Annotated in this window: 9 protein-coding genes and 1 pseudogene; 8 read left to right on the forward strand and 2 right to left on the reverse strand. The window is 58.9% G+C overall.

What is annotated here, in order from left to right; translation table 11 throughout:
* Positions 1-144 precede the first annotated feature (144 nt).
* The 5 genes and pseudogenes from NA78x_RS29495 to NA78x_RS29515 form a co-directional block, all read left to right on the forward strand.
* Positions 145-393: pseudogene (locus NA78x_RS29495) on the forward strand (four helix bundle protein); the annotation flags it as partial.
* A 51-nt stretch (positions 394-444) separates the two neighbouring features.
* Complete coding sequence (locus NA78x_RS29500; protein ID WP_425615964.1) at positions 445-1,653, forward strand: cofactor-independent phosphoglycerate mutase; 1,209 nt, start codon at positions 445-447, stop codon at positions 1,651-1,653.
* A gap of 275 nt (positions 1,654-1,928) precedes the next feature.
* Positions 1,929-3,707, forward strand: coding sequence for an aspartate kinase (locus NA78x_RS29505; RefSeq protein ID WP_425615965.1), 1,779 nt, complete (start codon positions 1,929-1,931; stop codon positions 3,705-3,707).
* A 39-nt stretch (positions 3,708-3,746) separates the two neighbouring features.
* The gene (locus NA78x_RS29510) at positions 3,747-4,706 is read left to right on the forward strand and encodes a DUF1559 domain-containing protein (RefSeq protein WP_425615966.1); all 960 of its coding nucleotides are present in this window, start codon (positions 3,747-3,749) and stop codon (positions 4,704-4,706) included.
* Between the two features lie 11 nt (positions 4,707-4,717).
* Complete coding sequence (locus NA78x_RS29515; protein WP_425615967.1) at positions 4,718-5,143, forward strand: hypothetical protein; 426 nt, start codon at positions 4,718-4,720, stop codon at positions 5,141-5,143.
* A 724-nt stretch (positions 5,144-5,867) separates the two neighbouring features.
* On the opposite strand, the gene NA78x_RS29520 is transcribed toward NA78x_RS29515, so the two are convergent.
* Positions 5,868-6,326: an NADAR family protein gene (locus NA78x_RS29520; protein WP_425615968.1), complete on the reverse strand. Its 459-nt coding sequence runs from the start codon at positions 6,324-6,326 to the stop codon at positions 5,868-5,870.
* A 124-nt stretch (positions 6,327-6,450) separates the two neighbouring features.
* On the opposite strand from NA78x_RS29520, the gene NA78x_RS29525 reads away from it, so the two are divergent.
* Positions 6,451-7,245, forward strand: a complete 795-nt coding sequence (locus tag NA78x_RS29525; RefSeq protein ID WP_425615969.1) for a class I SAM-dependent methyltransferase — start codon at positions 6,451-6,453, stop codon at positions 7,243-7,245.
* A gap of 21 nt (positions 7,246-7,266) precedes the next feature.
* Positions 7,267-8,385 (forward strand): 2OG-Fe(II) oxygenase, encoded by a 1,119-nt coding sequence (locus tag NA78x_RS29530; protein ID WP_425615970.1) that lies wholly within the window; start codon positions 7,267-7,269, stop codon positions 8,383-8,385.
* A gap of 331 nt (positions 8,386-8,716) precedes the next feature.
* Here the strand turns inward: NA78x_RS29530 and NA78x_RS29535 are convergent, their stop codons facing one another.
* The gene (locus NA78x_RS29535) at positions 8,717-12,646 is read right to left on the reverse strand and encodes a choice-of-anchor D domain-containing protein (RefSeq protein ID WP_425615971.1); all 3,930 of its coding nucleotides are present in this window, start codon (positions 12,644-12,646) and stop codon (positions 8,717-8,719) included.
* Between the two features lie 304 nt (positions 12,647-12,950).
* On the opposite strand from NA78x_RS29535, the gene NA78x_RS29540 reads away from it, so the two are divergent.
* Complete coding sequence (locus NA78x_RS29540) at positions 12,951-14,642, forward strand: CRTAC1 family protein (protein ID WP_425615972.1); 1,692 nt, start codon at positions 12,951-12,953, stop codon at positions 14,640-14,642.
* The last annotated feature ends 2 nt before the right edge of the window (positions 14,643-14,644 follow it).

Here is a 14,644-nt window from a genome sequence, read left to right on the forward strand (position 1 = left end):
TCAATGGCAACCTTCCATCGTTTTGAGGAGTTGGAAGTTTGGAAAAATGCCAGAGAGCTAACCCGAAACATTTATGATTGCACGAGAGGCACCGAGTTCGCGAAGGACTTCGCGCTTAAGGATCAGATCTGACGGGCGGCGGTTTCGGTAATGAGCAACATTGCGGAAGGATCGGAACGCGGAGGTAACGTCGAATTCATACAGTTTCTCGCAATTGCGAAAGGTTCCATCGCCGAAGTGCGGTCCCAACTCTACATCGCGGTTGATCAAACCTACATTTCACAAACCACCTTCGAAGCACTTTCGAGTTCAGCAGACGAAATCAGTCGCATGATTCTCGGTCTCATCAAATACCTTAAGCAAAGTGGCCTGCGAGGCGGCAAGTACAAGTAAACCTGTCCTTCCTGTCTCAAAACTCAAAACTCAGAACTCAGAACTTTCCCCATGAAGTACGCCATTATCATCCCCGACGGTTGTGCCGACGAACCTCAAGATTCATTGGGCGGGAAGACGCCGCTGCAGGCTGCGAAGACGCCAGCGATGGATCAAATTGCGAAAGCGGGCGTGGTGGGTCGCGCGAATAATGTGCCCGAGCATCTGCCAGCGGGGTCGGATGTCGCCAATCTGAGCCTGTTTGGTTATGACCCGAATGTGTACTTCACCGGTCGTGCCCCGCTGGAAGCAGCTGCGCAGGGAATTGAGTTGGGGGCGGAAGATTGGGCCATTCGTTGCAATTTGGTCACCGTGCAGAACGAGACGATGAAATCGTTCACGGCGGGACATATCTCGTCGGAAGAAGCGAAGGAATTGCTCATCTCGGCGCAGAAGGAACTGGGTGCTGACAATTTGGAGTTCGTGCCGGGTGTCAGCTATCGCAACCTGCTGTTGTTTCGTGGCGGGAAGGTCAAGGCTCCGTTCAGCAAGGAAACGCGGGCCACTCCGCCGCACGATCTTACGGACAAGTCCGTCGCGAATGACTTGCCCAGCGGTCCTGGCAGCGAATTGCTCAATACGCTGATGGGCTTCAGCCGGCCGCTATTTGCGAATCATCCGGTCAATCAACGGCGCATCGTCGCGGGTAAATTGCCGGCGACGAACCTTTGGCTCTGGGGCCTGGGCAAGACGCCCAGCCTGACGCCGTTTTACGAACTGCATCAGAAACGTGGCAAGATGATCACGGCCGTCGATCTACTCCGCGGTCTCGCGGCGCTCATTGGCTGGGACCGTATCGAAGTTCCCGGTGCCACCGGCTATCTCGATACCGACTACGCCGCCAAGGGGCAGTACGCCATCGATGCCCTCGATAGCACCGACGTCATCTGTGTGCATGTCGAAGCCACCGACGAAGCTTCGCACGAAGGTCGCGTCGATGCCAAGATCGCAGCCCTCGAAGCGATCGACGAAAAGATCGTCGCCCCGCTCCATGCGGCTCTGAAGAAGCACGGCGACTATCGGATTCTGGTTTCGCCCGATCATCCAACGCCCTGTCGCACCAAAACGCACAGCCACGGCTTTGTGCCCCTGGCGATTTGCGGCAGCGACGTCGCACCCGACGCAGCCACCACCTACGACGAAGTTTCCGCCGGTGCCTCTTCGCTTTCCTTCGAGGAAGGCTGGCGAATGATGTCGTGGTTCTTGGGGGCTAGGGACTAGGAACTGGGGGCTAGGGAAAATACGGGCAAGTGATCATCTTCCGACTCCTGACCTCCGACTCCTGACCTCCGACTCCTGACCTCCGACTCCTGACCTCCGACTCCTGACCTCCGACTCCTGACCTCCGACTCCTGACCTCCGACTCCTGACCTCCGACTCCTGACCTCCGACTCCTGACCTCCGACTCCTGACCTCCGACTCCTGACCTCCGACTCCTGACCTCCGACTCCCGACCTCCCAATCACACACTCTCTCTAACCTTCACAGAACGTCCCATGCCACTCATTGTGCAAAAGTTCGGCGGCAGTAGCGTCGCCACTCCCGAAAAGATCCTCGCTGCAGCTCGCAAGGCCATTCGCGCGAAACAAGAAGGCAACCAGGTAGTGATGGTTGTCTCGGCGATGGGCGATACGACCGACGACCTGATTGACCTGGCCAATCAAATCACCGACAAGCCGCCAGCCCGCGAAATGGACATGCTCCTCTCGACCGGCGAACAGCAAAGCTGTGCGCTCATGGCGATGGCGATTAACTCGCTCGGTCACAAGTCGGTGAGCCTCACGGGTGCCCAGATCGGCGTGAAGACCGATGCCACGTTCCGCAAGGCCCGCATCAAGAGCATCGAGACGGCGCGACTGAAGAAAATGCTCGACGAAGGAAACATCGTCATTGCCGCTGGCTTTCAGGGGATCGATGACGATTTCAATATCACCACGCTCGGTCGCGGTGGTAGTGATACCACGGCGGTCGCACTCGCCGCGGTGCTGCGGGCCGATGCTTGCGAAATCTACACCGACGTCGACGGCGTCTATACGACCGACCCGCGCGTTATTCCCGAAGCTCGCCGCGTCAGCCGCATCAGCTATGACGAAATGCTGGAACTAGCCAGCCTCGGCGCGGGTGTGATGCACAGCCGCAGCATTGAGTTCGGCAAGAAGTTCGATACGCCGATTCACGTCCGCAGCAGCTTTACCGATGTTCCCGGCACGATGATCGTCACCGAACCCGAGCGGCCCGATATGCCCGTGAGTGGTGCCGCGATCACCAAGGACGAAGCTCGCATCACCGTGCAAGGCATTCCGGATAAGCCGGGCACGAGCTTGGAGATCTTCTCGCGTATCGCGGCCCGCAATATCTCGGTCGACATGATCGTGCAGAACGTGGGGGAGAGCGGTAAAGCCGATATCTCGTTCACTGTCCCCAAGAACGAACTCGAAGCCTCGCTGGAAGCCGTTCGCGAAGCGGCCAAGCTCGTGGGTGCCGGTGCGGTCACTTCCGACGACAACGTCGCCAAGGTTTCGGTTGTGGGTCTCGGCATGGCTCGGCAAACGGGTGTCGCCGAAAAGATGTTCCGCGCGCTGGCGACCGCCGGCATCAACATCGGCATGATCACGACCAGCGAGATCAAAATCTCGGTCCTCGTGCCCCGCGATCAATCGCAGCAAGCCCTGCGCGTGGTCCATTCGTCGTTCGAACTCGATAAGGCGCCTGCGACGCCGATCAAGCCTTGGACGCCTCGGCACCTGGGCACCGATGCCGCTGCAGTGGTCGCTCGCCTGCAAGGTTTGAACATGGAAGACCTGACGATCGACGATGTTTCGCTCGACTCGACTCAGGCTCGCGTGACCATCCTGGGCGTGCCGGATACCCCGGGCATTGCCGCCAAGGTGTTCGAGGAAGTTGCTGCGGCGGGAATCTTTGTCGACATGATCGTGCAGAGCTTCCCCACCACCGAGGCACTGGCAACGCTCAGCTTTACGGTTCCGCAGGAGCAATTGGCTCATAGCGTGGAGGTGGCGAAGAAAATCGCCGCCGATCTTGCTTGCCGCGGCGTCACGAATAGCCCTAAGATTGCGAAGCTTTCGGTCTCGGGCGTCGGCTTGCGTACACACACCGGTGTGGCGATTCGCATGTTCCGTGCTTTGGCCGAAGCGGGCATCAACCTCGACCTGATCAATACCAGCGAAGTCCGCGTGAACGTGGTCGTCGATGGCGCGCAGGGCGAGAAGGGGCTGAAGCAATTGCAAACTGCCTTTGCCGACGTCCTGCGATAGTTTCGACAGACTTTGCGATCATTCGTGGGAAGTAACATCATGCGGCTGCACCTCTCCTGCAGCCAGCGACAAGGGCGCGCCCGCGCCTTTACGCTGGTTGAATTGCTCGTGGTCATTGCCATTATCGGCGTGCTCGTAGCCCTGCTCCTTCCCGCGGTGCAAGCTGCCCGCGAAGCCGCGCGGCGCAGTCAATGCTTGAATAATCTCAAGCAAACAGCGCTCGCAATGCACAACCACGCCGATAGTAAGGGTGGTTTGCCTCCGGCCAATCCGGGCATCTCGCCGTACTGGGGCATGGGTACCTGGCAAGCTCCCACACTCGATTACATCGAGGCAAATAGTGTCGGCGCGCAGTATGTCGATTACGGCAAAGCAGGCGGGCGCAACTACTATCACATCGACAATATCAACGGCGCGACGGGCAAAGTGCTGAAGTTTTGGTTGTGCCCCAGCGACATGCGCAACAAGTCGGGCTGGCCCAATGGCAGCGGCGGCAACAACACGACCTATCACAATTACGGCGTGAACTACGGCAATACCTCGGTCGATGAGTCGGCCAAGTGGGTGACCGACACTTATAACGGCTTCACGTTTCAACAGGCGCCGTTCATGACCGGCCCACCGCAACGCCTGGCGCTCATCACCGACGGCCTCAGCAACACTTTGATGGCCTCGGAGTTCATCGTCGGCCAGCGCAAAGACTTGCGTGGTTGCACCTGGTGGGCCACGGGAGCGGGCTTTGTGGTTTCGCTGAAGCCGAACGATACCAGCCCAGATCTTTCCTGGAGTGACGCCAGCTGGTGTGACGCCAAGGCCCCGAATCCACCTTGCGCATTTCGCACGGCGGGCTACGTTTTCGGTGCCCGCAGCCGGCATCCGGCCGGCTTGAATGCGGCGCTCTGCGATGGCAGCGTGCGGTTCGTTTCGAACAACATCAACGCCACCAGTTGGCAAAGCCTGGGAACGTCGGCCGGCGGCGAAGTGGTCGGCGACTACTAAAGCCAAACACCATGCACAGCATTTTGAAAACGGCCGGCACCTGTATCGCAATCGCGATTCTGCTCACCTGCAGCGGTTGCGGCGGGAGCAGCAACGGCAAGTACGCCCTTTCCGGCACTGTGACCTTGCAGGGGCAGGCCATCGACGGGGGCACCATTCAGTTCTTCGCCGAGGGTGAGACCACGCCGACGGTTGGCGCGCTCGTTTCCGGCGGCAGTTATTCGGTCCCTGCCGAACAGGGCCTGCTGCCGGGCAAGTACCTGGTAAAGATCACCGCGCCTGAAGCTCAAGGAACCATGACCCCCGAAGAGTACGCCGCGGGCAAAGTGCTGCCCCCCGCCAAGGAACGCATTCCGGCCAGGTACAACACGCAGTCAGAACAAACGGTCGAAGTCAAAACCGACGGCCGTAATCGCTTCGATTTCAAAATCGAATAGCCCGGCGAACGAACTTGGTTCGCCTCTGCCGCCCACGCCGCCGATTTTCCGATCTGTGTCGTTTGACAAAGAATCACGCGTCGAACAGATTTCAGAGTGACGGGAAAGAAGTCCCGGCTGAAGGGACGCGCTCGTTCAAGCAGGCATTGGGTACCTGTCGTTTGGCGACAGCAAAACGACGGCGAGGTTCGATGCCAACCAGACCCGCCGGCTGACGAACCGCGGACCTTGGTAGTAATTCCGATCAATCGAAATGGCTGCGCTGGTGCGAGTTGCCACGGTGTTCTGCTGCGCAGAACGACTGGCACCCTGTCTTCGGCGGTGGCCGCGATGTTCGGCAATTTGTTTTGACATTGCAAACTCGTCATCAGCCTGTGATGGCGATGTCGGTCGTTAGTGCCGTTAATAACGCGTGCAGATAGACAATAATTAAGGCGCACTAAGCTCCGCAGTTGTCTGTCGCGGTGATAGCCGCGACTGGCAATCTAGGCAGACTAGAGAGGACCAGCTTGGTTATCAAACGGTTATCAAGAAATCGCCCGATAGCCGCTGATAACCGGTGGCAAGCTGCAGCGAGGCAAGAGGTTAGTCAGGGTGGCTCGTTCGCGAAAAACTCACAAAAAAGTTATCAAACCGGAAGATTGAGGCAGTTGTAAAACAGCAAACATGAAGGGCGAAGAAGGCACCGTTAATGGATTCGCGAATGAGAGATCGGCTGGCTGACTTACGTCGATGGAGAGTCGACTCGCAGCTTCGCGCGCACTTCCATCAAGATCTGTCCGAGCATGTTTTTGCCGCCGCCGTCGCCACCGTCACCCCAGTAGCTGTCGTTGGTGGTGTGCTCGATGAGAGGTACCTCGCCGGTGCCGAGCAACAGTTCGCGGAGGTCGACATACTGAGTGAACTTCGCCAGGACCGCTGCGCGCATCACATCGTCTTTCACCACGTCCCAATCCGGCCGCAGCGGACGTTTGCGGTCGCGGCCCAGGCGGGCGACGATCATGGGCGACTTCGCCTGCCGAAGCTCTTCTTCGTCGGGCTCGCCCACAAACTTCATCGCCTGGAAATAATGCTCCGACGTCGGCCAAGCTTTCCCATTCAACTGAATTGGATACGCCGCGAAGTTGGAGAATTCGCCATACTTATCGCCCGTTGCATAAAACTTGATAGGCTCGGCCATCATGTCACCCGTCTGCCTGAAAGGAATCACACCCAGTAAATTAGCAGTTCCCGGCTCCGCCACTTCCCCGCATTTATGCATTTCCCCAGTTCCTAGTTCCCAGCCCCTAGCCCCCTTCCTCACCCCCATGCACGACCATAACCGACGCGCCTGGGACGAGATGGTTCGCGACAAGCAGCGGTTCACGCGGCCGGCGCGGGATGAAGATTTCGCCAATCCGCTGCAAACGGTCGACGCGCTGGGTTGGCTCGGGGGCGATATTCGCGGGCAGCGAGTGTTGTGCCTGGCAGCAGGGGGTGGCAAGCATGGTCCGTTGTATGCGGCGGCCGGTGCGCTAGTGACGGTTGTCGATATCAGCCCCGCTCAGTTGGAACTCGATCGCGAAGTGGCCGCCGAACGCAAGCTGGAACTGAAGACCGTCGAAGCGTCGATGGACAATTTGCTGTGTTTTCCGACCGGCGAATTCGATATCGTCATTCAACCCGTCAGTACCTGTTACGTGCCGCAGATTGGACCCGTCTATACCGAAGTGGCCCGCATCACACGCCCCGGTGGGCTGTATGTCAGCCAGCATAAAACGCCCCAAAGCTTGCAGGCCGATACTCAAGCGACCAGTAAGGGCTACGAACTGAGCGAGCCGTACTATCGCACCGGGCCGTTGCCGCCGGTGGTGGGTAGCCGGCACCGCGAAGAAGGAACGCTCGAGTATCTGCATCGCTGGGATGAGATCCTTGGGCTGATGTGCCGCAGCGGGTTTGTGATTGAAGACCTCGTCGAGCCGCTGCACGCCAAGCCCGAGAGTGTGCCCGGCAGCTGGGAGCATCGCAGCCGGTTCGTAGCACCCTACGTGCGAATCAAAGCGCGTCGCAAGGGAGATGTCGTGGCGAGTGCCAACACGTCGCGGCTGTGGTTGCCGACGTAGTAGGGAGACGGAGAAGCGATCATGCCTGAAGCAAAATCACTGTTGCAGCCTGGCGAACCACTGCCGTGGTTCAATGCGGTCAGCACTGCGAAGACGGTGTATCGCCTCGATCACTTCGCGGGGCGGTACATCGTACTGAGTCTGATTGGCTCGAGTGCGGTGGAATCGAGTCGGCAGTTACTGGCGGGGATCATGGCGCGGCAAGCGTTGTTCGACTACACGAACTTGCACTTCGTGGGCTTGAGTGTCGATCCGAATGACGAGGCGCAAAACAGGCTCGTCGATGTGCCTCCTGGCTTGCGATTCATCTATGACCTCGATCGCACGGGAAGCAAATTGCTGGGTGCGGCGGCGCTCGATGATTCACCGGCAGCGCAGAAGATCTATCGCCGCATGACCATCGTGCTTGATGAGCGGCTGCGAACCATTGCGACGCTCCCCCTCGACGATCAGAACGTGGAGCAGCATCTGCAGCAGTTGTGGACCATTGTCGATGATCTGCCGCCACTGGCAGCCGAGGCCGTTGCCCAGCCTCAAGCACCGGTGCTGGTGGTGCCGCGGGTCTTCTCGCCCGAGTTGTGCCGCGAACTGATTGCCTACTACGACACTCACGGCGGAGTCGAGTCGGGCTTTATGCGCGAAGTCGATGGAAAGACGGTCGAGGTGCACAATCCCGATCATAAAAAGCGGCGGGATCAGGAGATCGCCGACGAAGACTTGCGCAAGCGCGCGATGTTTTCCCTGCATGCACGGCTAATGCCCGAGATCCAACGAGCGTTTCAGTTTCAGGCCACGCGGATCGAGCGGCATATTGTGGCGTGTTACGACGGCAGCGACGGTGGCCACTTTCGCGCCCATCGAGACAATACGACGAAGGGAACCGCTCACCGCCGGTTTGCCGTGTCGCTCAATCTGAACACCGGCGAGTATGACGGCGGGCGATTGAAGTTTCCGGAGTTTGGTCGGCAGTTGTACGAAGCACCAGCAGGAGGCGCGGTGGTGTTTTCGTGCTCGATGTTGCACGAGGCAACGCAGGTGACTCGTGGCAAGCGGTACGCCTACTTACCGTTCCTATACGATGAGGCTGCGGCGAAGATCCGCGAAGCCAACGTGCGATTTTTGGCGAAGGGGCAGGAGTAGGCAGGCACACACGATTGACATATTGTCAAAACTTACTGCATATTCACTTGAAAACAGAACACGACTGTGACCTAATGGCGGGACGTTCTCTCACAGTTTGGTCGTTGAAGGCGTGGCCGCAATTCGCGGTTGGGTTATGTCGTGTACGAGAAGTCGACACTGCGGTTGCGACGAACGGGCCCGTCCAACAATCAGCCCGGTTGTTAGACAATAAGAGTGAGTGGCGAATGTCGACCGCAAGTTGCAAGTAGTTCGTCTGCAGCATTTTTCGGCGAATTTCTAGAACAAGCGAATGTCCAAAAACTCCGCCGGTTCTTGGACGTTTCGGTGACTAGTTCAGCAGTTCGCTCAGTTCATCGCCGGCGAGCCAATTGGGTGGCAGGGAGTCGAAGTCGAGTTCTTCGGTAATTGAAGAGCTCGGATTGCTGCCCGTGACCGCGTCGCTGGTCGTGCGCACCAGGTCGAGCGCCCGATTGAGTAGCAGCAACTCGGCACTGGCGTCGTCGCTGGTGGCAAAGACTTCGTCGACCGAGTTGGGTGTGAGCAGCGAGGCGCCAGTCGTCATTACGGTTGCTCCCGAACCAAGATTAGAAGAGGCAGTTGCCCAGAATAGATGAGTCGCGGTGTTGGTGGAACCTGCGTTGCTGAAACTCGTCGAGACAGGATCATTGGCCGGCGAGAAGTTTGGCAGCGGCAGAGCATCGAGTTCGAAGGGGCTGCTGGCAGCGGCGGCACCTTCGGGCAGAGCACCTAGCCATTCGATACGAACGGCATCGGCAACGACTCGATCGTTGGCCGCGTTAGTGAGCACCACCTTCACCGTGTCGCCGGTGATTTCGAAGGTTCCCAGATTGCTCCAGGCGGTGCCTCCCCAAGTCAGCCCGGCCGAAGCTCGCTCTTGATTGGCCAGCACGGTCGTCAGTGGCGTATCACCATCAAAGACAGTGAAGGGTGCGTTCGTTGCATAGGTGGTGCTCGCGGTCCAACTGGCATGCACGCGATACACGCCGGGTGGCAAGCTGCTAAAGGTCCAAGTGGCCGTCGTCGTGCCGGTCCCCTTCACAGCCGTATGAATGTCGCCCTCACGGCCGAAGTAGGTTGTTCGCGCCCACGTGCCTGTCGTCGTGAAGCCTGCAGCGCCGTTGTCGATCGCGCGAATGATGGTGCCGCTGCCGCTGAGATTGATCACGAAGGAACCCTCGTCGGCATCGTTCGACGTGAGTGTGATCGATTCGGCGACGGCACCTACGGTCGAGGGTGTGAAGCGAATCGTAAAGCTGGTGGACTGATTCGTCGCCAGCGTGGTGAGGCCAAGATTCGTGACGATCGTATAGCCCGCGGGCATGGTCGCGGGATTGAGGCTTTGCAAGACGAGAGGCCCCGGGCCCGTGTTCTTGATGGTGATGGTCTTGTTGATGAAGGTGCCGACTGCCACGGTGCCAAAGTCGACCGCGCCGCCGGTTTGCACGGCTACAGTACCAACCGCGACGTTGATCTCGGAAGGAGGTGCTGGCGTGCCGGTGCCCGTCAGGTTGAGCACGAAGGAACCTTCGTCGGCATCGTTCGAGACGAGCGTTAGCGAGCCGCTGGCATCGCCAACAGCCGTGGGTGTGTACCGCAGGGTGATCGAAGCGGAAGCACCGATGGCCAGCGACGTGGTGGTGAAGTTGGTGACAATCGTAAAGCCCGGTGGCATTTGCAGCGCGGTTGGTTTCACGAGCGCGAGGGGCGCGGTGCCGGTGTTCTTGACCGTGATCACTTTGTTGACGAACTTGGTGACTTGCACGCTGCCGAAGTCGACTTCGCCGCCGGTCTGCACCGCGAGTGTGCCGACGTTGATATTGATCTCGGGCTGAGGTCCGGGAGTCGCCGTGCCGCTCAAATTCAGCACGTAGGAGCCTTCGTCCGAATCGTTCGAGACCAGCGTGAGGGTTCCCGCGTTGTTGCCCACTGCGGTGGGCGTATAGCGGAGCGTGATGGTGGTCGAAGCACCGGCGGCGAGTGTGGTCGTCGCCAGGTTGGTGACGATGGTAAAGCCCGCAGGCATTTGGCCGGCGGTCGGTCTGACGAGTGTGAGTGTGGCGTTGCCGGTGTTCTTGATCGTCAATGTCTTGTTGATGAACTTGCTGACTTGCACCGAGCCAAAGTTGACGTTACCGCCGCTGGCCACAGCGACCGTGCCATGCAGCACGTTGATTTCCGGCGCAGGTGCCGGAGTAGCGGTGGCGGTCAAATTGATGGTGAAGGTACTTTCGTCGGCATCGTTCGAACCGATGGTCAGCGTCTGATTCACGGCACCTGTAACGGTGGGAGTTAAGCGAACGGTGAAGGTCGTCGATTGATTGCTCGCGAGCGTCAGGTTCGCGATGTCGCTGACCAGCGTGAAGCCGGTTGGCAGGTTGCCCACCAGCGATTGCAGGTTGAGCGCACCTGGGCCCGTGTTCTTGATGGTGATTGTCTTGTTCAGGAACTTGCCGACCTGCACACTACCAAAGCTGATCGTGCCGCCTGTTTGCACATTGACCGTGCCATTGAGCACGTTGATTTCGGGCTGGGGGGCAGGTGTGGCGGTGCCCGTCAGTTGGAGAGTGAATGCGCTTTCGTCGGCATCGTTCGAGCCGATGGTCAGGGTTTGGTTCACGGCACCAGCGACGGTGGGAGTCAAGCGAATGGTGAAGGTCGTCGATTGATTCGTCGCGAGTGTCAGGTTCGCGATATCACTGATGAGCGTGAAACCAGTCGGCAGGTTGCCCACCAACGATTGCAGATTGAGCACGCCCGGCCCGGTGTTGCGGATGGTGATGGTCTTGTTGAGGAAGCTGCCGACCTGCACATTGCCAAAGCTGATGGTGCCGCCAGTCTGCACATTGACCGTGCCATTGAGCACGTTGATCTCAGGCTCTGGTGTCTCTTCGCCGCCGCTTCCTCCGCCGCCCGAACCGCCGATGGGAGCGGTTCCTGTGAGGGTGTACTGTCCTACGTTGCCATAGCCGCCGGTGCTGCGCACGACGACGAAGTAGGTGCCCGAAGCCAAGGACGAAGAGAGCGTCGCACTAAGCGAGTTCGTCGGATTGGCAGTCACCAGCACCGTGCCGGTCGCGTCGCGCAGTTCGAGCACGCTATCGAGGTTCGCACCCACCTGTGCAACATTCACCGACAAGTTCAGAGCGCCACCGGACGTGGTGAAGGTGAACCAATCTTCGTCTCCGTTCGAACCGATGCGGCCCGCGAAACTGACATTGCCGCCGGTGGCCGTGAGTGCCGCAGCCAGTGCCTGTGTGCTGCCGTAGTCGTCGGCGCGGTAGCCGAAGCCGTTCGAGGCATTGGCGAGAATCGACATATCGTCCTGAAAGGTCGACGAACTGGTGCTGGTGCCGTTATGCCAAGTGGTGCGCTGCGAATAGTAGCCCACGCCCATGATCGGAGCCCACGCGGCATTGCCTTCGTAGTACGAAGAGACGAGCGTGGTACCGTTGTACAGGCTCTGATGATTCAGGCCGAACAAGTGCCCGGCCTCGTGCGAAGCGGCTTCGGCGACATAGCGCGCGTTGCCGTTTCCCAGGGCATCTTCAAACACATAGCCAACATTGGGCGCTCCGTTGTAGAAGCCGCCGATGTAGGCCACGCCACCTGCCGAACTGCCGAACCAATCGGAATAGTTGCCGCCGATGGCAATTCGCGCGACTACGCGATCGGCCGAACCACCGGGATCGATCGTCGTCACATCGATGTTGAAGGAAGCGTAGTCTTCGGCCACGCGGGCCCAGATCTCTTGAATCGAGTTCAGCTCTGCATTGCTGAAAGTTGTGCGATCGCCGTCTTGATCGTAGACCGGAGTGATGACATTCGAATAGCTGCCCCAATTGGCTTGGGTGTGACCGTTAAAATCGAGAAACAGTTTGGCGGTCGCTCCCGAGTTACTGCTGAGCTGCGGAATCGAACTGAGCGGGTTCGACAGCGAGAGCGTTCCTTCGCCAGTCGTGGTTGTGGTGGTCGCGGAAAAGATCTGATTGAGTCCCTGGCCGGTGCAGATCGAGCAGGTGCAAGCGCCGCCAAAGCTGCTGTCCCAGTCGTTGGGCGAGGCAGTCATCAAGTAACGAGGCTCGAGCGTTTCGAGATGGGGGCGTCGTCGCTCACGAGTTTCGCCGCGTCGTTCTTCGGGCGGTCGATCTTCAGCTCGACGAGTATGCTGCGACAGTTTCGGCACCAGCGTGGTGATCCGGCGACAGGGAAAGGAACCGTCGTGATTAGCGCGCAGCATGAGACAACCTTGCAGCAAGACTTTGCTGAACCGGCGCGAACCCAAGGTTCGCCACGAACGTGTTCGCCGATTGAGGACAGACGAGTTTGAAAAGAGAAGTGGACGCTCGGTTCCTTCGCGGAACCTCGTGCCACCTGAAAGATAGGTCACGATCGTCACGTGTCAAATTGCCGGAAAGCAAGCTGAAAAAGTGAAGTCACTCGCGAGTGAGACAGAATTTTTTTGCTCCCAGCCCGCACGATCGTTAATCTAGGGGCCTGCCCCTTTCTTCCCTCCCTCCACTCTCCCCTCTGGTAGGTGCGCGATGAATCGACGCTCACTGTGTGGCTCGTTGGTCTGGCTCGCCGGCTTGGCTCTTTCTCTCGCTGGTCCAGTTGCCGCAGCAGCAGAACCCAAAACGGCCTTCACGTTTAGCGATGCGGGCGACGCTGCGGGCCTGTTTCCCGCGGTTGCCGAAATCGCCGGGCACGGCTGTGGCTGGGGAGATGTGAACGGCGATGGCTTCCCGGACTTGTACGTCGGGACCTTTGGCGGCGCGCCCTACAAGAGCAAGAGCAATCAGTTCTTTCTCAATCAAGGTGGCAAGTTTGTAAAGGATGAGCAGGCCGCTCTGCAGATCACCGGCCGCGCGAATGGAGCGATCTTCGTTGACTTCGACAACGACGGCGACCTCGACCTGTATGCCACGAACCACTCCATCAACAGCAAGAAGCCCGAGTCCGCTCACTTCATGCAGCCCAACACGCTGTTTCGCAATGACGACAAAGGGAAGTTCACCGACGTCTCAAAAGAGTCCGGTGCTTGTCCCGAAGGGATGGCTTGCCGCAGTGCGTGTGCGCTCGACTACGACGGCGATGGCCTGCTCGACTTGCTCGTGGGCGAATGCTTCTTTCAAGGTGGCAAGAGCCGAACCAGACTCTATCGCAACCAAGGGATCTTGAAGTTCAAAGATGTGACAAAGGAAGTAGGCTTGCCGGACGAGATCACGGGCTTTGGTGTGGCCGCCGGCGATGTGAACGGCGATACGCGGCCCGACATCTTTGTCAGCGGACGTCATCACGGCAATCGCCTGTTTCTCAGCACGAACAATCACAAGTTCGAAGAGTTGCCCAAGGCCAATGGCGACTTTGCTTGGGACAATTTCAAGGATGGCGACGACACGACCTGCGGTGTCACCATGGGCGATGTGAATCGCGATGGCCTGGTTGATATCGTGGTCGGCTCGCACTTCAGCAAGCCCTGGTACGTCGGCGGCGTCGGAATTCGGTTGTACCTCAACCGCGGCATTACTAACGGCCAACCCAAGTTCGAAGATGTCAGCCAAGAGGCCGGCCTGGTCGGTCTGCCGTTGAAGAGTCCGCACGTCGAGATTCAGGACTTCGACAACGATGGCTTGCCAGACATCTACACGACCATCGTCAAGTTTGTGGGCAACCGCCCTTATCCGGTCATCTTCAAGAACGGAGGGGCGAAGAACGGCGTGCCGCAGTTCAGCACCGACGCCCTGGCGGTGAATGACTTCCCGACGGACGACGACAAGAAGATCTCCGGCTCGGGGCCGTTCTTTAAGAAGATGGAAGAAGAGAAGAAGATCGTCTACTCCGCGCCGGGTCCCACCTGCGATTACGACCGCGATGGCAAGCTCGATATGTTCCTGCCCAACTGGTGGGTCGGCCTGCGCTCGCTGCTGCTGAAGAACGAAACCCCCGGAGGCAACTGGCTGGACGTAACCGTGCAGGGTATGGGAAGGACGAACCTGCACGGGATCGGCAGTGTCGTCCGCATCTACGAAGCGGGCAAGCTGGGACAGAAAGATGCGCTGCTCGGCCAACGAGAAATTGCGGTAGGGTTTGGCTATGCGTCGGGACAAGAAGCGGCCGCCCATTTCGGTCTCGGCAAGGCAGAGGCTTGCGATATCGAAGTGACTCTGCCCAACGATGGGGGCAAGCTGACGCAAAAGAACGTCGCCGCGAACAAGCAAGTTACGATCCAGTAGCT

The organism is Anatilimnocola aquadivae (assembly GCF_049819085.1).
Classification (GTDB): domain Bacteria; phylum Planctomycetota; class Planctomycetia; order Pirellulales; family Pirellulaceae; genus Anatilimnocola.

What these genes read in the sequence shown, in the direction of transcription:
- NA78x_RS29500 (WP_425615964.1), top strand. Translation starts at nt 445, where the DNA reads ATGAAGTACGCCATTATCATCCCCGACGGTTGTGCCGACGAACCTCAA.
- NA78x_RS29505 (WP_425615965.1), top strand. Translation starts at nt 1,929, where the DNA reads ATGCCACTCATTGTGCAAAAGTTCGGCGGCAGTAGCGTCGCCACTCCC.
- NA78x_RS29510 (WP_425615966.1), top strand. Translation starts at nt 3,747, where the DNA reads ATGCGGCTGCACCTCTCCTGCAGCCAGCGACAAGGGCGCGCCCGCGCC.
- NA78x_RS29515 (WP_425615967.1), top strand. Translation starts at nt 4,718, where the DNA reads ATGCACAGCATTTTGAAAACGGCCGGCACCTGTATCGCAATCGCGATT.
- NA78x_RS29520 (WP_425615968.1), bottom strand. Translation starts at nt 6,326, where the DNA reads ATGATGGCCGAGCCTATCAAGTTTTATGCAACGGGCGATAAGTATGGC.
- NA78x_RS29525 (WP_425615969.1), top strand. Translation starts at nt 6,451, where the DNA reads ATGCACGACCATAACCGACGCGCCTGGGACGAGATGGTTCGCGACAAG.
- NA78x_RS29530 (WP_425615970.1), top strand. Translation starts at nt 7,267, where the DNA reads ATGCCTGAAGCAAAATCACTGTTGCAGCCTGGCGAACCACTGCCGTGG.
- NA78x_RS29535 (WP_425615971.1), bottom strand. Translation starts at nt 12,646, where the DNA reads ATGCTGCGCGCTAATCACGACGGTTCCTTTCCCTGTCGCCGGATCACC.
- NA78x_RS29540 (WP_425615972.1), top strand. Translation starts at nt 12,951, where the DNA reads ATGAATCGACGCTCACTGTGTGGCTCGTTGGTCTGGCTCGCCGGCTTG.